Annotated in this window: 14 protein-coding genes; 10 read left to right on the forward strand and 4 right to left on the reverse strand. The window is 66.6% G+C overall.

Annotated features, from left to right (window positions below; genetic code table 11):
• Positions 1–128: 128 nt before the first annotated feature.
• Entirely contained in the window at positions 129–1,763 is a 1,635-nt protein-coding gene (lnt, locus tag KOR34_RS16025) for an apolipoprotein N-acyltransferase (protein WP_197531447.1), read from the forward strand.
• Positions 1,764–1,810: 47 nt separating this feature from the next.
• On the forward strand, positions 1,811–3,580 hold the full coding sequence (gene abc-f, locus KOR34_RS16030) for a ribosomal protection-like ABC-F family protein (RefSeq protein ID WP_146565701.1): 1,770 nt from the start codon (positions 1,811–1,813) through the stop codon (positions 3,578–3,580).
• 11 nt (positions 3,581–3,591) lie between these two features.
• On the opposite strand, the gene KOR34_RS16035 is transcribed toward abc-f, so the two are convergent.
• Together KOR34_RS16035 and KOR34_RS16040 are read right to left on the reverse strand one after the other, a co-directional pair.
• Positions 3,592–4,506 carry an alpha/beta hydrolase gene (locus tag KOR34_RS16035; RefSeq protein ID WP_146565703.1) on the reverse strand — a complete coding sequence of 305 codons (915 nt, stop codon included), beginning with the start codon at positions 4,504–4,506 and terminating at the stop codon, positions 3,592–3,594.
• A 46-nt stretch (positions 4,507–4,552) separates the two neighbouring features.
• Positions 4,553–5,239 (reverse strand): RsmD family RNA methyltransferase, encoded by a 687-nt coding sequence (locus tag KOR34_RS16040; RefSeq protein ID WP_146565704.1) that lies wholly within the window; start codon positions 5,237–5,239, stop codon positions 4,553–4,555.
• A gap of 124 nt (positions 5,240–5,363) precedes the next feature.
• Here KOR34_RS16040 and KOR34_RS26750 point away from each other — a divergent pair, with 124 nt between their 5' ends.
• The 8 genes from KOR34_RS26750 to KOR34_RS16080 all read left to right on the forward strand — a co-directional run bounded on the left by KOR34_RS26750 (position 5,364) and on the right by KOR34_RS16080 (position 17,282).
• Positions 5,364–6,524, forward strand: a complete 1,161-nt coding sequence (locus tag KOR34_RS26750) for a peptidylprolyl isomerase (RefSeq protein WP_197531448.1) — start codon at positions 5,364–5,366, stop codon at positions 6,522–6,524.
• Between the two features lie 236 nt (positions 6,525–6,760).
• Complete coding sequence (locus KOR34_RS16050; protein WP_146565706.1) at positions 6,761–7,720, forward strand: LysR family transcriptional regulator; 960 nt, start codon at positions 6,761–6,763, stop codon at positions 7,718–7,720.
• An 82-nt stretch (positions 7,721–7,802) separates the two neighbouring features.
• Entirely contained in the window at positions 7,803–12,473 is a 4,671-nt protein-coding gene (locus KOR34_RS16055) for a glutamate synthase-related protein (RefSeq protein WP_146565708.1), read from the forward strand.
• 108 nt (positions 12,474–12,581) lie between these two features.
• Positions 12,582–14,162, forward strand: coding sequence for a glutamate synthase subunit beta (locus KOR34_RS16060; RefSeq protein WP_146565710.1), 1,581 nt, complete (start codon positions 12,582–12,584; stop codon positions 14,160–14,162).
• A gap of 43 nt (positions 14,163–14,205) precedes the next feature.
• Positions 14,206–14,958, forward strand: a complete 753-nt coding sequence (locus tag KOR34_RS16065; RefSeq protein WP_146565712.1) for an SGNH/GDSL hydrolase family protein — start codon at positions 14,206–14,208, stop codon at positions 14,956–14,958.
• Positions 14,955–15,161, forward strand: a complete 207-nt coding sequence (locus tag KOR34_RS16070) for a SlyX family protein (RefSeq protein ID WP_146565714.1) — start codon at positions 14,955–14,957, stop codon at positions 15,159–15,161. Before KOR34_RS16065 ends, KOR34_RS16070 begins: the two co-directional genes overlap by 4 nt.
• A 104-nt stretch (positions 15,162–15,265) precedes the next feature.
• Positions 15,266–16,204 (forward strand): tRNA glutamyl-Q(34) synthetase GluQRS, encoded by a 939-nt coding sequence (gene gluQRS, locus KOR34_RS16075; protein WP_146565716.1) that lies wholly within the window; start codon positions 15,266–15,268, stop codon positions 16,202–16,204.
• Positions 16,205–16,970: 766 nt separating this feature from the next.
• Positions 16,971–17,282: a hypothetical protein gene (locus tag KOR34_RS16080; RefSeq protein WP_146565718.1), complete on the forward strand. Its 312-nt coding sequence runs from the start codon at positions 16,971–16,973 to the stop codon at positions 17,280–17,282.
• A 61-nt stretch (positions 17,283–17,343) separates the two neighbouring features.
• Here the strand turns inward: KOR34_RS16080 and KOR34_RS16085 are convergent, their stop codons facing one another.
• Both KOR34_RS16085 and KOR34_RS16090 read right to left on the reverse strand, forming a co-directional pair.
• Positions 17,344–17,757, reverse strand: a complete 414-nt coding sequence (locus tag KOR34_RS16085) for a hypothetical protein (protein WP_146565719.1) — start codon at positions 17,755–17,757, stop codon at positions 17,344–17,346.
• 138 nt (positions 17,758–17,895) lie between these two features.
• Positions 17,896–18,174 (reverse strand): hypothetical protein, encoded by a 279-nt coding sequence (locus KOR34_RS16090; RefSeq protein ID WP_146565721.1) that lies wholly within the window; start codon positions 18,172–18,174, stop codon positions 17,896–17,898.
• Between the last annotated feature and the right edge of the window lie 363 nt (positions 18,175–18,537).

Below are 18,537 nucleotides of genomic sequence, written 5' to 3' on the forward strand. Positions count from 1 at the left end.
AATCCGGGCCCCGCCCGTAGTCTTTCGGGATGCCGCCCGCCGTCGACACGCTCACCCCCGCCCCTTCCAGCGACGATGCCCGACGCCTGTCGTTGGGCGCTCGCCTACTGCGCTCGCCGTTCGCAACGATGCTGCTCGGTAGCCTGCTGCTGTGGCTTGCTCAACCCGGCACGGCTCGACTCATCGGCTTGCCCTGGGCGCCGCTCGGGCTGGCCGGGTGGTTCGCTGTCACGCCCTGGGTCTGGTTGGCGATGCGCGACGCACCGCTGCGCCGCATGGGCTGGGTGCAGGTCTGGCTGGGAGGCTGGGCGTACTGGCTGCTGACGCTCTACTGGATCTGCCTGCCCCACCCCCTGACGCCGATCGGGTGGCCGCTGCTGGCCGGGTACTTGGCGGTCTACCCGCTGGCGTTCGTGGCGCTCACCCGCCGGGCGATCCGAGCAGCGCCGGTTTGGGTGGCGGCGCCGCTTGTGTACGCCGGGCTGGAGTGGGTGCAGGCGCACCTCTTCACGGGCTTCCTGATGGGCGCTCTGTCGCACACCCAGGCCGGCTCACCGATCGTCATGCAGATCAGCGACCTGACCGGGGCCTATGGCGTGTCGTTTGTACTGACTCTGACCGCGTCCTGCTTGGCGCCGCTGCTCCAGCGGGACGCCAATAGAGGACGCCGGTTCGCGGCAGCGACCACCGCCGCCGCCACGGTGGTCGCAGTGCTCTACTACGGTCAGGTGCGTCTGCTGGAAGCCTCCAACCCCGCGGCGGGCCCGGTCGTCGGTTTGATCCAGGGCGCCACGCTCGCCACCTGGGACCCCGACCCCAGCCGCAACCAAACCATCCTCGACGCGCAGCTCCGGCTGACCCGTCAGGCGGCCGAAGAAGCCGCCGAGATCGGGTTGCGGCCGGACCTCTACATCTGGCCCGAGAGCATGTTCCGCGCGCCGGTCGTGACGCTTGGCAACCAAGTCAAACCGACCGATCAGCTGCCAGAGGCCCTGCGGCGGTTCGGCATCGGAGCAGACCAGTGGTTCTCCGGGCTCTCGGCGGAGCAGGGCGCGGCGTTCCTGCTTGGCGCCGACAGGTTCGACATGGTCGCGTCGGAGGACGAGGAATCGGGGTTTGCCCAGACGGGCTACAACACGGCCGTGCTTGTGGACGCGGACGGCCAACTGCTCAGCTTCTACGACAAGACCCACCGTGTGCCCTTCGGTGAGTACATCCCCTTCGCCAAGAACATGCCGGCGCTGTACTTCCTGACCCCGATGTCTGGCGGCCTGGGCGAAGGCGAGGGGCCGGTTGCGATGCCGATCCAGACCGCCGGGGGAGAGTTCCTGCTTGCGCCCAACATTTGCTACGAGACCGTCATCCCGCATGTCATCCGCCGCCAGGTCGCAACGCTGAGCGAACAGGGCCAGCGGCCCGACGTGCTGGTCAACATCACCAACGACGCCTGGTTCTGGGGCGCAACGGAGCTCGACCTCCACCTCGCGGTGGGCCAGTTCCGCGCGGTCGAGAACCGCACGCCGATGGTCATCGCCGCCAACACCGGCCTCTCGGCGGTGATCGACGGCGCCGGCCGCGTGCGTCGCGTGAGCGAACGGATGGTGGAGGACGTGATCGTCGACAGCGTGCCGCTCGATCCACGGGAGAGCTTCTACAGCCGCCACGGCGACTGGTTCGCGCTGGGGTGCTTGTTGGGTACCGTGGTCCTGTTGCTGGCCGCCCTCCGCCCGCGCAGCAACGACGCCCCCCCGGCCGACGCCTAAAGCCCGTCCGCCGCCCCTCACCCCGGCTTCCTCCGCTTCGATCCGCTATGCCTGTCGTCCTCTCGCTCCAGAACGCCCACAAACGGTACGGCCACCAGGTCCTGCTCGACGAGGCAAGCTGCGCCCTGGCGGACGACCAGAAGGTCGGCCTGATCGGCCGCAACGGCGCTGGCAAGTCAACTCTGTGCCGGATCCTGCTGGGCGAAGAGGACCTGGACGCCGGTGAGGTGGTCCGCTCCAAGAAGTTGCGGCTCGGTTACCTGCGGCAGCACGACCCGTTCGAACCGGGCGAGACGGTGATGGACTTCTTGATGCGTGACAGCGGGCAGCCCGACTGGCGGTGCGGCCAAGTCGCGTGGCGTTTCGCCCTGTCCGACGACATGCTCAGTCGGCCGGTGCGGGAGCTGTCCGGCGGCTGGCAGACCCGCGTTAAGCTGGCGGCCCTCCTGCTGCACGACCCCAACCTGCTGGTCCTCGACGAGCCGACCAACTTTCTGGACGTCCGTACCCAGATGCTGCTCGAGCACTTTCTCCGCGACTTCAAAGCAGGTGTGCTCGTGGTGTCGCACGACCGGTCGTTCCTGAACAAGACCTGCACCCACACCCTGGAGCTATCGCGAGGCGAGCTCACCATGTTCCCGGGCGACGTCGACGGTTACCTGCAGAACCTCGACGAGCGCCGCGAGCACGACCAACGCAAGAACGCGGCCACCGCGACCAAACGCAAGCAGCTTGAAAAGTTCATCGCGGAGAACCGCGCCAACGCCAACACCGCCAGCCAGGCCCGCAGCAAGGCGAAGCAACTGGAGCGGCTGGAGATGATCGAGGTGGCCGGCGAGGAGGCCAAGGTCCACTTCAGCTTCCCCCGGGTCGAGCCCCGCAAGGGTCCGGCGGTGCGGGTGGAGGACCTGGCGATCGGCTACGACGACCGCACCGTCGCGGACGACATCCGGCTGGAGATTGAGCACGGGACGCGCACCGGCATCGTCGGCGACAACGGTCAGGGCAAGACCACCTTCCTCCGCACGCTGTGCGAGTCGCTCAAGCCCAAGTCCGGCGAGCTCCGCTGGGGCCACGGCTGCCAGCTCGGCGTGTATGCGCAGCACGTCTACACCACTTTGAACCCCAAGCTCAGCGTGCTCGAGTACCTGGAGTACCAGGCGGCGCCCGGCACGACCACGCTGCAGATCAAGAGCGTGGCCGGCAGCTTCTTATTCTCCGGCGAGCTGGCCGAGAAGAAGATCAAGGTGCTGAGCGGCGGCGAGCGCGCGCGGCTGGTGCTGGCCGGCCTGCTGCTCGAGCAGCACAACATCCTGGTGCTCGACGAGCCGGGCAACCACCTGGACGTCGAGACCATCGAAGCCCTGTCCGACGCGCTCAAGCGGTACGAGGGCACGGTGATCTTCACCAGCCACGACCGGTACTTTATGCGCAGCACCGCGACCGATGTGATCGAGGTGGGCGGCGGCCGCGTGGTAAGCTACCCCGCCAGTTACGACGACTACGTCTACCGCGTTCAGCAGGAGATCGACCAGGGCCTGCGTGACGAGTCGGCCCGCCACCCCACGGACGACGCCCCCGCGGGTCCCGCCAAGTCGCAGGGCCGGGCGGACCGAGACGCGCAGAAGAAGCTCAAGAGCCTGGAACGCAAGATCGCAAAGCTGGACGACGAGAAGAAGGCGATCAACGAGCAGATGCTCTCCGCGACCGACGCCGCCACCGCGACCGAGCTGCAGCAGCGGCTCGCCTCCCTCACCGCCGAACTTGAGGGTCACGAGGAGCAGTGGCTGGAGCTGTACAACGAGGTCGAAGCGTAGTCCCCAGAGGGCTACTCGATCAGCCCACGGCTCCTGAGCCAGGCCTCTAACAGCGTTGGCCAGGCGTTGGCCGGCTCGTTGTCACGCCACATCCCGAATCCGTGGCCGCCCCGCTCAAACAGGTGCATCTCGGCCGGCACGCCGTGCTTCGTGCACGCTTGATAGAACAAGATCGCGTTTTCAACGGGCACTGCTCGGTCGTCCTGGGCGTGGAAGATAAACGTGGGCGGCGTCTGGTCGGTGACGTTTCGCTCGGCCGACATTTTCGCGGCCTCCTCGTCCGAGACTTCGCCCAGCAGATTGTTGCGCGACCCGCGGTGCGTTGCCGGGCCCATTGTCACCACCGGGTACCCCAAGACGGCGAAGTCTGGTCGGCTGCTGACGGGTGAGTCCCCTTCCACAGGCGTACCGTCGGCGAACTGGGTCGCGGCGGTCGCCGCCAGGTGCCCACCGGCAGAGAAACCCATCACACCAATCTTGTCAGCCGGGTAGCCGTGCTTGCCGGCCTGCTGGCGGAGGTGCTGAAGCGCGGCCTGAGCGTCGTTGAGCGGCGCCGGGTGCCGGTTGCCGCCTCCGCCCACGCGGTACTTCAGCACCGCCGCGGCCACCCCCCGCTCGCAGAACCACTCGGCGATAAACGTCCCCTCTTTGACGAACGAAAGCCCCCCGTACCCACCGCCAGGGCAGACCACAACCGCCGCCGTTGGCTTGCCCTCGGGAAGGAAGACCTGCAGCGTCGAGTCGCGCACGCCGCCGATCCACAGGTCGGACCGCTCGCCCGAACCACGCTCAACACGCGTTTCCTCAAAGCCGCTGTCGCCGTTGATGAGTGGCGTTTCGTAATTGGGATCGGCGCCCAGGCAGTTAGGTGAGAGGTTCGCTGCGGTCATCACGGCAATCGCCAACAGGCACTGGGTCCGGAACATGGTCGCCTCGTCGAAAAGGATGCTTGAGTCTAGCGGGAGAAGAGCGTCACACCTCCAGCACGCCGACGACCGCCGGCGCGTACTCTCGGACGTCCCAACCCGGCGAGTTGCGATCGGGGCGGACCCCGCCAGGAAGCAGGCCGAAGTCGAACCGCTCGTCCGCCTCGACCACGATCAGGCTCTCCGGCGGCGCCGCGTGCGTCAGGGCTTCGATCATAGCAAGCATCTGATCCGTCCGCTCAACAAAGAAGCTGTACGGAGGGCTTACGAACACTAACCAGGGGTTCTGGGTGTCGAAAGCAGGGAGGTCTCGTCGGATCCACAGGAACGCGCTGGTGGTCTTGAGGACGCACACGTCCGCCACCCCCAGCGAATTGATGTTCTGACGCACCACCTCAGCGGTCGGAATGTGCCGCTCGATCAGCGTCGCAAGGACCGCCCCCCGGCTGAGGGCTTCGAGTCCCAGCGCGCCGGTGCCGGCGAATAGGTCCAGCGCGTGCTTCCCGCCCGCCCTCAGCCCAACCAGGTTGAAGATCGACTCGCGGACGCGGTGCTTCATGGGCCGCGTCACCTTCGCCCCGTCCTGGGTTAGCGCCTCGTACGCCAGCTTGCTGCCACGGAACCGCCCGCCGATGATCCGCAGCGGTTCGGGCGGCCCTTCCTCCCCCCCGTTTGCGGACGCCCGAGCGTTGCTGGCGGGGCGGGGTTCGGACTTCGGGCGGCGGCGTGGCATGTGCGGAAGGTTTAGCGACCGGTGGGGAACTGTTATGCTGTGCGGCTCGTACGGAAACGAGCCCCGGGGCCGGCTTCGCCGGGCTTCCCATCGGAACAGAACTTAGAAGCAGGAGCAACCTGTCATGCGGATGCCGCGAATCGCCCTGGCGATAGCCCTGAGCCTCACCACCGCCCCCCTGCTCGCCCAGCAGGAGCCCGCCTCGCAGGTCAACCGCGCCGCGTTTGACCAGGCCTTCGCGGACTACAAGGACTTCATGCGGCAGTTTGAAGACCTCCGCATCAAGTACCAGACCGCCAACGCCGCGGAGCGTGATCAGCTCAACACCAAGGCGACGCAGCTGGTGAAGTCCGCCAAACCGAAAGTGAACAAAATGGTCGACGAGGCACTCAAGGTCTACCTAGCCGCTCCGGAGCAGGACGAGGAAATCACCGGCCTGCTGGTTGGCGCCGCCTCGCACAACCTGAAGGGGTCCGGCCCCAACTCCCAAGGCGGCGACCAGTTCGAACGCGCGCTCACCATCCTCAAGCCGCTGCTGGAAAACGGCAACAAGTCCCAGGGCATCGCCTCGATGGGGGTGGTCGCCGCGTTCTGCTGCAACGAGTACGACCTCGCCGAGAAGTACGCCAAGCTGGCGGCCGAACGGAAGGAGGACCCCAGCGTGCTGGGGGACACGCTGGCGGGCATGGCGAGTGACTACAGCAACCCGGCGATGCTTCAGCAGTACCGCGGTTTGTGGAAAGAAGAGAAGGCCCTGCGTGACGCCGAGGCCGCGGCCAACGACCTGCCACGCATCAAGTTCGAGACCACCGCCGGCGACATCGAGATCGAGCTGTTCGAGAATCAGGCGCCGCAGGCCACCGCCAACATCGTCTCCCTCGTAAAAGACGGCTTCTACAACGGGGTGGTTTTTCACCGCGTGCTGCCGCACTTCATGGCCCAGGGCGGCGACCCCACCGGGACCGGCACCGGCGGCCCGGGCTACACGATCCCCTGCGAGTGCTACCAGGACGACGCCCGCATGCACTTCCGGGGCAGCCTCAGCATGGCCCACGCCGGCCGTGACACCGGCGGGTCGCAGTTCTTTTTGACGTTCGTCCCCACCTACCACCTCAACGGGCGGCACACCGTATTCGGCCGGGTGGTCGGGGGCATGGAGGTGCTGGGCGATCTACAGCGGGTGGAGCCCGGCGAGCGGGGCGTCGTCGAGGACAAGATCGTCAAGGCGACCGTGCTCCGAGACCGCGGCCACGCCTACGACTTCAAGAAGCAGCCCGGGCGGTAGCGCATCCGGGCGGGCGGGAAAAATGGGCCGATCGGGCTGGTTGACGGATGGCCCATGCGTCCGTAGGCTAATATCGCGTTTCGGAATGATATGCGTCCCTGGAATCGCCCAGCGTTATTCTGCTGGGCCCCAGCGACGGATCCGAAGCGACGCCCCTTCGCCGGTCGGGAGGTCCGACCGGTCTCCGGACGCCCGGGCCCGCTGTCGCGGCCCGGCGTGCCCCGTGAACCCAGCCCATGCAGATCCGCTCGCTCAAGGTCTACTGTGACATCGTGCAGCTCCGCAGCTTCTCGAAAGCCGCGGAGGAGAACGGCGTGTCACAGTCCAGCGCGAGCCAGCTGGTGCATCAGCTGGAAGAGCGGCTGGGCGTTCAGCTGATCGACCGCTCGAAGCGGCCCTTCACGCTGACCCCCGAGGGCTCCAAGTACTACGACGGCTGCACCAAGCTCGTGCGCCGCTACGAAGACCTGGAGCACGAGGTCCGGACCCTGCACGAGGACGTCGCGTCGCGGCTGTCGATCGCTTCGATCTACTCGATCGGGCTGGCCCACATGAGCCAGTTCCAGCGGGAGTTCCTAGCGAAGCACCCCAAGGCGCACATCAGGCTCGACTACCTGCACCCGGACGACGTGTACGACGCCGTGGAGTCGGAGCAGTCGGACCTGGGGATTGTGAGCTTCCCGGAGCGCTCGCGCCGCTTGGGGGTGATCCCCTGGCGGGACGAGTCGCTGGTGCTGGCGGTCGCGCCGTCGCACCCCCTGGCGGGGCTCAGCTCGGCGCCGGCCGAGGCGTTGGCCGACCACGAGATGATCGCCTTCCAGCGAGGATTGAAGATCCGGGACGCGATCGACCGCGAGCTGGCCAAGCAACGCGTCGAGACCCGCGTCGCGTGCGAGTTCGACAATATTGAAACGATAAAACTGGCAGTCACCATCGGCGACGGCTTCGCCCTGCTGCCCGAGCCCACCCTCGCCCGCGAGGTGGCCGCCGGAACTCTTCTCAAGATACCGCTCGCCGGGTTTGAGCTCTCTCGACCCCTTGGCATCCTCCACCGGCGAGAGGAACAACTCGGCCAAACCGCCGAACGCTTCATCGAGCTGCTGCACTCCCACGCCGCCGAGATCGACGACCCCGCGTCGCTGGATGGCAAAGCGGGGGCGGCGGACTCGGCAAGCAAACGCGTCGTCACGGCTTAGGCCGGGCCCCCACCAGGACCCCGCTTGAGCAGGCCCCGGGCCGCCCCGCCCGCCGCCCTCACTCCCTCTACCGCAACCGAACATGAACCAGCTCCCAACCCAGCACACGCTCCCCCAAGCGCAAGGCCTCTACGACCCGCAGAACGAACACGACGCCTGCGGTGTTGGGTTTATCGCGCACATCAAGGGCGAGCGGAGCCACCAGATCCTGGTGGACTCCGAGGACCTGCTGCGGCGCATGGACCACCGGGGCGCCTGCGGCTGCGAGCCCAACACCGGCGACGGCGCCGGCGTGATGACCGCCCTGCCGCACGAGTTCCTGCAGAAGGTGGTGAAGGCCGACCTGGGGGTCGACCTGCCGGAGCCCGGGCGGTTTGCTGTGGGCAACGTGTTCCTGCCCCAGAACGAAGCCGACCGCGAGCAGTGCAAGGCGGCTGTCAAGAAGATTGTGGCCGAACAGGGCCAGACCCTCGTTGGCTGGCGCAAGGTCCCCACCGACTCTGCCAAGGCCGACCTGGGCCCCACCGCCGCTAAGGCCGAGCCGGTCGTCGATCAGCTGGTGATCGCCGCGGCCGACGGGCTGGCGGGCGACGACTTCGAGCGGCAGGTGTACCAGATCCGCAAGCGGAGCAGCAACCAGCTCCGCGCCGACGAGTCGATGGAGCAGGCCAAGATGTTCTACATCTGCTCGCTCTCGACCAAGGTGATCATCTACAAGGGCATGCTGACCACCGATCAGCTGTACCTGTACTACCCCGACCTGAAGGACTCGGACTACACCACCCACCTGGCGATGGTCCACTCGCGGTTCGCCACCAACACGTTCCCGTCGTGGGACCGCGCGCAGCCGCTGCGGTGCATGAGCCACAACGGCGAGATCAACACCCTCCGCGGCAACAAGAACTGGATGTTCGCCCGGCAGGGCGTGGTGAAGAGCGACGTGTTCGGCGACGAGCTCGAGAAGCTGTTCCCGGTGGTCGAACCCGACTGCAGCGACTCCGGCACGTTTGACAACGCGCTCGAGTTCCTGCTGATGAACGGCCGCACGCTGCAGGAGGCGGTCATGATGATGGTCCCCGAGGCGTGGCAGAACCACGACACCATGTCCGAGGCCAAGCGGGGGTTCTACGAGTACCACTCCGCGCTGATGGAGCCGTGGGACGGCCCGGCGTGCATCGGCTTCACCGACGGCAAGTACATCGGCGCCACGCTCGACCGCAACGGCCTGCGGCCCAGCCGGTACTACGTCACGCACGACGACCGCGTGATCATGGCCAGCGAGGTCGGCGTGGTGGACATCGATCCTGAAAACGTAAAGGAGAAGGGACGCCTGCAGCCCGGCCGCATGTTCCTGGTCGACTTCGAGCAGGGCCGGATGATCCCCGACGCCGAGCTGAAGCAGGACCTAGCGACCCGCCGCCCCTACGGCGAGTGGCTCCGCAACCAGCGGATCGACCTCAACGACCTGCACCCCGAGAACGAGCCGCACGGCTTCAACCGCTCGACGCTGCTCGAGCGGATGCAGGCGTTCGGCTACACCATCGAGACCATGCGGTTCATGCTGCTGCCGCTGATCTCGGCCGGCAAGGACCCCATCGGCTCGATGGGCAACGACTCCTGCCTGGCGGTGCTCAGCGACAAGCCGCGGATGCTGTACGACTACTTCAAGCAGCTGTTCGCCCAGGTCACGAACCCCGCGATCGACTCGATCCGCGAGGAAGTGATCATGTCGCTGGAGTGCTACATCGGGCCCGAGCAGAACCTGCTCGAAACCACCGAGCAGCACGCCCACCGCCTGCGCGTGCCGCACCCGATCCTCAGCAACGAGCAGCTCGCCGCGATCAAGCACATGGGCGATCGCAAGGCGGCCGACGACTCCTGGAAGACCCAGACGATCGACGTCACTTGGGCCCGCTCCGAGGGCAAGTCCGGCATGCGGGCGGCCATCGAACGCATCTGCAAAGAGGCCGAACAGGCCATCGACGACGGGTACACCATCGTGGTGCTGTCGGACCGCGAGACCGGCAAAGACCGCGTGCCGCTGAGCTCGCTGCTCGCGGTTGGCGCCGTGCACCATCACCTGGTCCGGGTGTCGAAGCGGACCCGCATCGGCTTGGTGGTCGAGACCGGCGAGGCCCGCGAGGTGCACCACCACTGCCTGCTGGTGGGCTACGGCGCCGACGCTATCAACCCGTACCTGGCGTTCGAGGCGCTGTGGCAGGCCCGCCGCGAGGGGCGTTTGGACACCGGCGAAGAGGCTATCGCCGGCAAGGAGTCGGGCGAGGGCGCCTCGCACCCGGCGGTCGACGCCGATGGCGAGGTGATCGACCCGGTCACGGCCGCGGACCACGAGCTGGTCGCCCAGTACCGCCGCGGCGTCGCCAAGGGCATGCTCAAGGTGATGGCCAAGATGGGCATCTCCACACTGCAGAGCTACAAGGGCGCCCAGATCTTCGAGGCGCTCGGCCTGCGGGACGAGGTGATCGACGTCTGCTTTGCCGGCACCGCCAGCCGCGTCCAGGGCGTGGGCTTTGAAGAGCTGGCCGAGGAAGCGCTCCGCCGGCACGCGCTCGGCTACCCCGCCGGCGCCGGCAAGAGCCTGCCCGTGCTGCCCAACCCGGGCGAGTACCACTGGCGTGCCGAGGGCGAGCGTCACATGTGGGACCCGGCGTCGATCGCCGACATCCAGGTCGCGGCCCGCACCAACAGCCGCGAGTCCTACGCCCGCTTCGCCGAGCACATCAATAACGACGCCCGCACCCGCTGCCAGCTCCGCGGCCTGATGGAGTTCAAGAAGGACGCCAACGGCGGGCCGATCCCGATCGACGAGGTCATGTCGGCCGCCGAGATCGTCAAGCGGTTCTGCACCGGCGCGATGTCCTTCGGGTCGATCTCCGCCGAGGCGCACGAGTCGCTCGCCATCGCCATGAACCGCCTGGGCGGCAAGAGCAACACCGGCGAGGGGGGCGAGGACCCCGTCCGCTGGACCCCGGAGCCCAACGGCGACTCCCGCCGCTCGGCCATCAAGCAGGTCGCGTCGGGGCGGTTCGGCGTCACGATCAGCTACCTGACCAACGCCGACGAGATCCAGATCAAGATCAGCCAGGGCGCCAAGCCCGGCGAGGGCGGCGAGCTGCCCGGCCGCAAGGTGGACGAGAACATCGCCCGCATCCGGTACTCCACACCGGGCGTCGGCCTGATCAGCCCGCCCCCGCACCACGACATCTACTCGATCGAGGACCTCAAGCAGCTCATCCACGACCTGAAGAACGCCAACCGCGCCGCCCGCATCAGCGTCAAGCTGGTCAGCGAGGTCGGCGTCGGCACGGTGGCCTCGGGCGTGGCGAAGGGCTACGCGGACCACATCCTGATCTCGGGTGACGGCGGCGGCACGGGCGCGTCGCCGCTGACGAGCATCAAGCACGCGGGCCTGCCGTGGGAGCTCGGCATTGCCGAAACCCACCAGACGCTCGTGCTCAACGACCTGCGCAGCCGCGTGGTGCTGCAGACCGACGGCGGCCTGAAGACCGGCCGCGACGTGGTGATCGCGGCGCTCTTGGGCGCCGAGGAGTTCGGCTTCTCGACCGCCCCGCTGATCACGCTCGGCTGCATCATGATGCGGAAGTGCCACCTGAACACCTGCCCGGTCGGCATCGCCACGCAGGACCCGGACCTGCGGGCCAAGTTCCGCGGCAAGCCGGAGCACGTGGTGAACTACCTGTTCATGGTGGCCGAAGAGGCCCGCGAGCTCATGGCCGAACTCGGCTTCCGCACCATCGAGGAGATGGTTGGCCGGGTCGACGCGCTGGATGTGTCGAAGGCCATCAAGCACTGGAAGTCGGACGGTTTGGACCTGACCAAGCTCCTGTCGCCCGCCAAGGGCCCCCGGCCCGACACCGGCGTCTACTGCACGATGGAGCAGGACCACGGCCTGGACGAGTCGCTGGACATCACCCAGCTGCTGGACCTCGCCAAGCCCGCCATCGAGGACGCCAAGCCGGTCCGCGAGACGCTCAAGATCGTCAACACGAACCGCACGGTCGGCACGATCCTGTCCAACGAGATCGCCAAGAAGTGGGGCGAGGAGGGACTGCCCGACGACACCATCCGCTTCAAGCTGGAGGGCCACGCCGGGCAGAGCCTGGGCGCGTTCCTCTCGCACGGCGTGACGCTCGAACTCGAGGGCGACGCCAACGACTACGTTGGCAAGGGCCTGTCGGGCGGGCGGGTGATCGTGTACCCGCCGAAGAACTCGGGCTTTGTCGCAGAAGAGCAGATCATCGTCGGCAACGTCTGCCTGTACGGCGCCACCCGCGGCGAGGCGTTCCTCCGCGGCCGGGCCGCCGAGCGGTTCTGCGTCCGCAACTCCGGCGCCCACGCCGTGATCGAGGGCGTCGGCGACCACGGCTGCGAGTATATGACCGGCGGGCGGGTCGCGATCCTCGGCCCCACCGGCCGCAACTTCGCGGCCGGCATGTCGGGCGGCGTCGCCTACGTGTGGGACCCGGACGGCGAGCTGCTGGGCAACTGCAACATGGGCATGGTCGAGCTCGAGAAGGTCGAGGCCGACGAGGACGCGCAGGAGCTCAAGGAGCTGATCACCAAGCACCACCAGCACACCGATTCCACCCGGGCGGCAGACCTCCTGGACCGCTGGGACGAGACCCTCCCGCAGTTCGTCAAGGTAATGCCGACCGACTACAAGCGGGTGCTGGAAGAAATGAAGGCCAAGCAGGAAGCGGCGGCGGTCTAGCCGACCGCGGCGCCCCACCCACCGCCCGCCGGCGACGCCTCGAATTTCGACGCGGCCCGGCGCGGCCCCTAACAACCAACAAGCTTCTCACAGCAGCGAACACAGCAAATGGGAAAACCCACCGGCTTCAAAGAGTTCCAGCGTCAGGCCGTGCCGTACCGCAACCCGGTTGAGCGGGCGAACGACTACCTGGAGATCTACACCCACGCGCCCGAAGAGCACCTCAAGACGCAGGGCGCCAGGTGCATGGACTGCGGCGTGCCGTTCTGCCAGTCCGACACCGGCTGCCCGATCGACAACCTGATCCCCGAGTGGAACGACCTCGTCTACAACGGGCGGTGGGAGGTGGCGCTCGAGCGGCTGCACAAGACCAACAACTTCCCGGAGTTCACCGGCCGCGCCTGCCCCGCCCCGTGCGAGGGCGCCTGCGTGCTCGGCATCATCGAGCCGGCGGTCACGATCAAGAACATCGAGAACGCGATCATCGACCGCGGCTGGGACGAGGGCTGGGTGGTCCCCCGCCCGCCCGCCGAGGAGAACCTCACCGGCAAGAGCGTGGCGATTGTCGGCTCCGGCCCGGCCGGCCTGTCCGCCGCGCAGCAGCTCCGCCGCGCCGGCCACGAGGTGACCGTGTACGAGCGCGCCGACCGCATCGGCGGCCTCTGCATGTACGGCATCCCCAATATGAAGCTCGACAAGGACACGGTCGAACGCCGCGTGCAGCAGCTTCGTGACGAGGGCGTGAAGTTCCTTACCGGCAAGCACGTCGGCAAGAAGGAGGAATTTGAGCCCGGCCACATGACGCAGATCATGCAGGAGCGCGGCGTGAAGGTCGAGTTTGTCGACCCGGAGAAGCTGGTCGACGAGTTCGACGCGGTGCTCATGGCGACCGGCGCCGCCAAGCCGTTCGACCCCACCGCCAGCTGCCCCGGCCGGGACCTCGACGGCGTGTACTACGCGATGGACTTCCTGACCCGCAACACCAAGAGCCTGCTCGACTCGGACCTCAAGGACGGCCACGCGCTCTCCGCCAAGGACAAGCACGTCATCGTGATCGGCGGCGGCGACACCGGCGCCGACTGCATCGGCACCTCGCTGCGGCACGGCGCCAAGAGCATCGTCAACTTCGAGCTCATGGCCCAGCCCCCGGCCGAGCGCGCGGACAACAACCCCTGGCCGCAGTGGCCGCGGATCTACCGCCTGGACTACTCCCACGAGGAGATGAAGTCCCGCACCGGCGACGACCCCCGCTGCTACGAGGTCCTGACCAAGGAGTTTGTCGGCGTCGACGGCAAGCTCACCGGCGTCAAGACCGTGCAGCTCGACTGGACCCGCCCGACCCCCAACGGCCCTCCCTGGACCGAGATCGAGGGCTCGGAGAAGGTCTGGCCGGCCGACCTGGTGTTCCTGGCCACCGGCTTCGTCGGACCCGAACTCGAGGTGGGCGAGATGCTCGGGCTCGAGACCCAGGAGCCCCGCCGTGGCTGGAAGACCTTCCGCGCGGAGCACGGCGAGTTCGCCACCAACGTCGAGGGCGTGTTCGCCGCCGGCGACTGCCGCCGGGGCCAGAGCCTGGTGGTGTGGGCCATCAACGAGGGACGCGGCGCCGCCCGGGCGATCGACCAGTACCTGATGGGCTCGACCTGCCTTTCGGCGCCGGGACTGAATCTGCCGCAGCAGACGGTGTAAACTCGGGGGGACCCCTACCTCCTCTCCACACAGGCGAAGCACCATGCCCAGCAGCCAGCCCCGACGCACCTTCCTCCAGACCGCAGCGGCCGGCGCCGTGCTAGCCGGCGCCGCCGGCCGCGCGCAGGCCGCCCCAGCCGCCGCCAGCAGCAGCATGATCCCAGACGGCTCCACAATCCTGTTCCAGGGGGACAGCATCACCGACGCCGGCCGCAAACGCGGCGTCGACCAGGCGAACAACCACGACGCGCTCGGCAACGGCTACGCGTTTCTGGCCGCCGCCGAGCTGCTGGTCGACCGCCCGGACGCCGGGCTGAAGTGCTACAACCGCGGCATCAGCGGCAACAAGGTGCACCAGCTCGCCGAGCGTTGGCAGCAGGACTGCCTGGACCTGAACCCGGACGTGCTGAGCATCCTGATCGGCGTGAACGACATCTGGCACTGGCTCAACGGCGCCTACGACGGCACCATCCAGACCTACCGCGACGACTACCGCCGGCTGCTCGAGAGCACCAAGCAGCAGCTGCCGAGCGTCCGCCTGGTGATCTGCGAGCCGTTCGTCCTCAAGACCGGCGCCGTGGGCGACAATTGGTTCCCCAAGTTCGACGAGTTCCGCGCCGCCGCCAAGGAACTGGCCGACGAGTTCGCCGACGCGTGGGTCCCGTTCCAGGGCATGTTCGACCAGGCGGTCAAGCTCGCCAAGCCGAGCCACTGGGCCGGCGACGGCGTGCACCCCTCCGCCGCCGGCGCCGCGATGATGGCCCACGCCTGGCGGAAGGCGGTCGACGCGGGATGACCGACCGCCAGACACAGCTCGAGGAGCTGCTCGCCCACCAGCAGCGGATGCTCGACGAACTCAACAGCGTCGTGACCGGACTGCGGAACGAGCTCGACCTGGCCAACCTCGAGCGGACCAAGCTCAAGACCACCGTCGCCCGCTTGGTGGAGCACTACGAGGCCGCCGACGGCGGCCCCGACGAGAAGCCGCCGCATTACTAGGCGCTGGTTGCTGGCGCTGGGCGCTGGTTGGTGGACCACCGTCCGCCCGCTTTCGCCCCGCGTGTCGCTAGCGCCCGCCTACCAGCGCCCAGCGCCCCTCGCCAATGCCCCGCACGCGACTCGCCCCCTCGCCGACCGGAGCGCTGCACCTGGGCAACGTGCGCACGTTCCTGGTGAACTGGGCGATCGCCCGGCAGCACGGCTGGGAAGTCGTGCTGCGGATCGAGGACCTCGACGGCCCGCGCATCAAGGAGCAGGCCGCCCGCGACCTCATCGCCACGCTCGGCTGGCTCGGCATGGACTGGGACGAGGGGCCGCTGTACCAAACAGCCGACCCGGCACCGTACCGCGCGGCGCTCGACCGCCTGGCCCAGCAGGGCGATATCTACCCCTGCGCGTGCACCCGCAGCCAGATCGCCGCCGACAGCCTGTCGGCCCCGCACGGCGACCAGCACGAGCTGCGGTACAGCGGCCGCTGCCGGCCCGACCACCCGACCCCGCTGCCCGCCTGGTCGGCCGGCGAAGGCCAGGCGTGGCGGGTCCGCGTCCCCGAGGGCCAGCAAACCTTCGACGATGTGTTCTGCGGCCCGCAGACCGCGTCGATCGACGCGGCCGTGGGCGACTTCCTGGTTTCCACCAAGGGCGGCGCCCCCAGCTACCAGCTGGCCGTCGTGGTCGACGACGCCCGGCAGCGCATCGATCAGGTGGTCCGCGGCGACGACCTGCTCACCTCCACGCCGCGTCAGGAGCTGCTCTACGAGAAGCTCGGCGCCGGCCCGCCGCCTACTTGGACGCACCTGCCGCTGGTCGTCGGCCCGGACGGCCGCCGCCTAGCCAAGCGCCACGGCGACACCCGCGTCGACAGCTACCGCCAACAGGGCGTGCGGCCCGAACGCGTGGTGGGCATGATCGCCTCGTGGAGCGGGCTGGAAGGTCGCGAGGAACTCTCCGCGGCTGAGTTCGCCACCGCGTTCAAGCTCGCCAGGCTGCCGCGCGAGCGGGTGACGTTTACGCCCGAGGATGACGCGTGGTTGCTGGGGTAATCGTTTGGGCGCAGGTAATTCACGATGAGGAAGAGAGTTAGGTCGTACTCCATCGTGATTCATTTTGGACGCGATCGCACGCGGGACAGTACCACATCGTTGCCGTAGTCCGCTCATAGGATTCGCACACCATCACTTGGCTCAACCTGGCGTGAGGAAAAGACGACGCCTTCTCGGCGAGGAATTCCGGAACATAGTCGATACATCCTCGAAAGACGGGGACTTCCTCTGGGACGAGCTCCATTTCGTGCACTTCGCAAATCCTCCAACTGGACTAAAGGTCTTCGACCGACATGTTGCAATCGGGGTGAGAGGACAAGAATGACCTCCAAAGGTCCTGCTGCCAAAACCTAAGCCTCTCTCTTGCTGAACAGTTGCGGTGCAACGCTTTGACAAACTTCCTGAAGGTCTCGGGACCCGTGAATTTCTTGAATCGTGCTCTAAGTTCACCTGGTGGAGTCATCGATTACGCTTTCGTAGACGAGCCTTGAGAATCGTGGCTTGACCTTACCATTCTCTCAAATCCAAAGCGTTTGCCGCCACCTTCCGCAGTACGAACGTCAAGTTCCGCATGAAGCCGGAATCGCAGGTCTCCCTCAAATGATCGCGCCATGCTTTTAGGTGGTAGCGATGCTTGGCGGCAATGCAACAATCGTCATGCTTGAGGTTCTGCATCCTACGGCAGACAATACTGAGCAGCACAACGCTTTCTCTCACTCGTTAGCGACATGAGCGAGTGCAGACGCCGTGCCCCGGAACTCAACCGATGGAATACATCGCGTTAATCCACAAGAACGCCGATTCAGCGCCAACCTCCGATGAGTGGGACCGATTCTTCGAACTAGCGACCGCAACTGGCATGTTCCGGGGCGGAAGTGAGATTGGGGCCCGGTTATCACTGGGAATGAAACAGGTTGAGGACAGCACGCTGAACTTGGTCGGCTTCATGCGGTTCGAAGCCTACGACTCAGCTCAGCTGAAGGAACTGCTCCTCAAGCATCCCGTGATACAACACGGTGGGACGATCGAACTGTGCGAGATGCCTCAATCACCGCGCACAGGCGAAGTCGATCGCTAGGTTTGCGAGTTACAGCGCAGCCCCAGCCCGCATCGCTTCCTCGCTCCGAAGGGGCGCCCGGCTACTCCACTCCGAGAATTCGTCGCAGCGACGCAAGGTCGGGTGTACTCGAGTCTATGAAGATGACGTCCTCAGCGATTCCAGTTGCTGTATCGCCAATCCCAACAACAAACTCCCGTCCCGTGGCGGCACTAACTTCAGCAAGGAACGCGGCCGTCGCTTCTATGTCTTCGTACCAGCGTTGGGGCTCCATGCCAGGGGCGGGAATCGCGATATTGATGCCGAGGTCCCAATCCGGCAGGTCGTCTGGACCTAGCGACGGATCATCGGGATCGCCCTTGGTGTTGACGAGTTTCACATCGGAGCAGACCCACGATCGTGAGTTGAGGAAAGCCGAGAGCCTGTTGATCAAATCGGCTTCGACATCAATCAGGTCACTGCCGTCGACGTACGCGTAAATGACGTGTTGTGACATGTGTCAGAGCTACCTGCGGATTGGATGGCGTCTTCCTAATCAAACAGTTCCGTTCAGTTTCCGCCTGCTCTAAAACCTCAGACTTTGTCGTGCTGCTCGCGAAAGTCGAGGCTACCCTGATGAAACTCTTCGGCGGTTCTAATCTTCTTCCGCTTCCGCGTCGATGATGTCGACGAACGCGGCCAGTTCGTCCTCGGCAAGCGTTCCCTTCGCCACCAACAACCTCAACAGCGAGGCGACGTACAGCTTGAGTTGATCGTTCTCCCGCTCAAGCTGCTCAAGGCGGTCATCCTGCGCCTGATCCACGAACGATTGCGACCGCATGTTCCTGCGGAGCCGAGCGACGTCGCGTTCGGTGTCGGCGATGTCGAGTCGGTTCCCGATGTCGCCCAACAGCAGGGTTCGTCCCCATCCCATCTCACTGACCTCAGATTGTCTTCTAGTTGGCTTTCGATCCGGCATCGACCGGCTATTGCCTGACACCGCTGTCTTGTTCGCTCCGCCGCCGGTGACCTTGAGGACACTTCCCCACCGCTCACGCCCACCTCACGGCCGGCTCTTGTCCGATATGTTTTGTCCAAAAACACGCGCGGAGGGGACAAAACTAGCTCTGTAGAAAGCTTCTAGATGTTTAGAGGATCATGAGGTTGAGAGTGAGGGTCTTGAGGGCGGCTTCGCGTCGCTGCATGGGCTTTTTTCGTGCTCGCAGCTGGGGCCCGAGGAGGCGTTTGAGCATGCTGATGGTGGTCTCGGCCTGGGCGCGTTGCCCGTAGCGGGTGG

Source organism: Posidoniimonas corsicana (genome assembly GCF_007859765.1).
GTDB classification, from domain to species: Bacteria; Planctomycetota; Planctomycetia; order Pirellulales; family Lacipirellulaceae; genus Posidoniimonas; species Posidoniimonas corsicana.

Coding starts and splice junctions, on each gene's coding strand:
- KOR34_RS16070 (WP_146565714.1), top strand. CDS start 14,955: ATGACCGACCGCCAGACACAGCTCGAGGAGCTGCTCGCCCACCAGCAG.
- KOR34_RS16090 (WP_146565721.1), bottom strand. CDS start 18,174: ATGGGATGGGGACGAACCCTGCTGTTGGGCGACATCGGGAACCGACTC.
- KOR34_RS16060 (WP_146565710.1), top strand. CDS start 12,582: ATGGGAAAACCCACCGGCTTCAAAGAGTTCCAGCGTCAGGCCGTGCCG.
- KOR34_RS16065 (WP_146565712.1), top strand. CDS start 14,206: ATGCCCAGCAGCCAGCCCCGACGCACCTTCCTCCAGACCGCAGCGGCC.
- KOR34_RS16040 (WP_146565704.1), bottom strand. CDS start 5,239: ATGCCACGCCGCCGCCCGAAGTCCGAACCCCGCCCCGCCAGCAACGCT.
- KOR34_RS16055 (WP_146565708.1), top strand. CDS start 7,803: ATGAACCAGCTCCCAACCCAGCACACGCTCCCCCAAGCGCAAGGCCTC.
- KOR34_RS16080 (WP_146565718.1), top strand. CDS start 16,971: ATGGAATACATCGCGTTAATCCACAAGAACGCCGATTCAGCGCCAACC.
- KOR34_RS16035 (WP_146565703.1), bottom strand. CDS start 4,506: ATGTTCCGGACCCAGTGCCTGTTGGCGATTGCCGTGATGACCGCAGCG.
- KOR34_RS16050 (WP_146565706.1), top strand. CDS start 6,761: ATGCAGATCCGCTCGCTCAAGGTCTACTGTGACATCGTGCAGCTCCGC.
- abc-f (WP_146565701.1), top strand. CDS start 1,811: ATGCCTGTCGTCCTCTCGCTCCAGAACGCCCACAAACGGTACGGCCAC.
- KOR34_RS16085 (WP_146565719.1), bottom strand. CDS start 17,757: ATGTCACAACACGTCATTTACGCGTACGTCGACGGCAGTGACCTGATT.
- gluQRS (WP_146565716.1), top strand. CDS start 15,266: ATGCCCCGCACGCGACTCGCCCCCTCGCCGACCGGAGCGCTGCACCTG.
- KOR34_RS26750 (WP_197531448.1), top strand. CDS start 5,364: ATGCGGATGCCGCGAATCGCCCTGGCGATAGCCCTGAGCCTCACCACC.
- lnt (WP_197531447.1), top strand. CDS start 129: ATGCTGCTCGGTAGCCTGCTGCTGTGGCTTGCTCAACCCGGCACGGCT.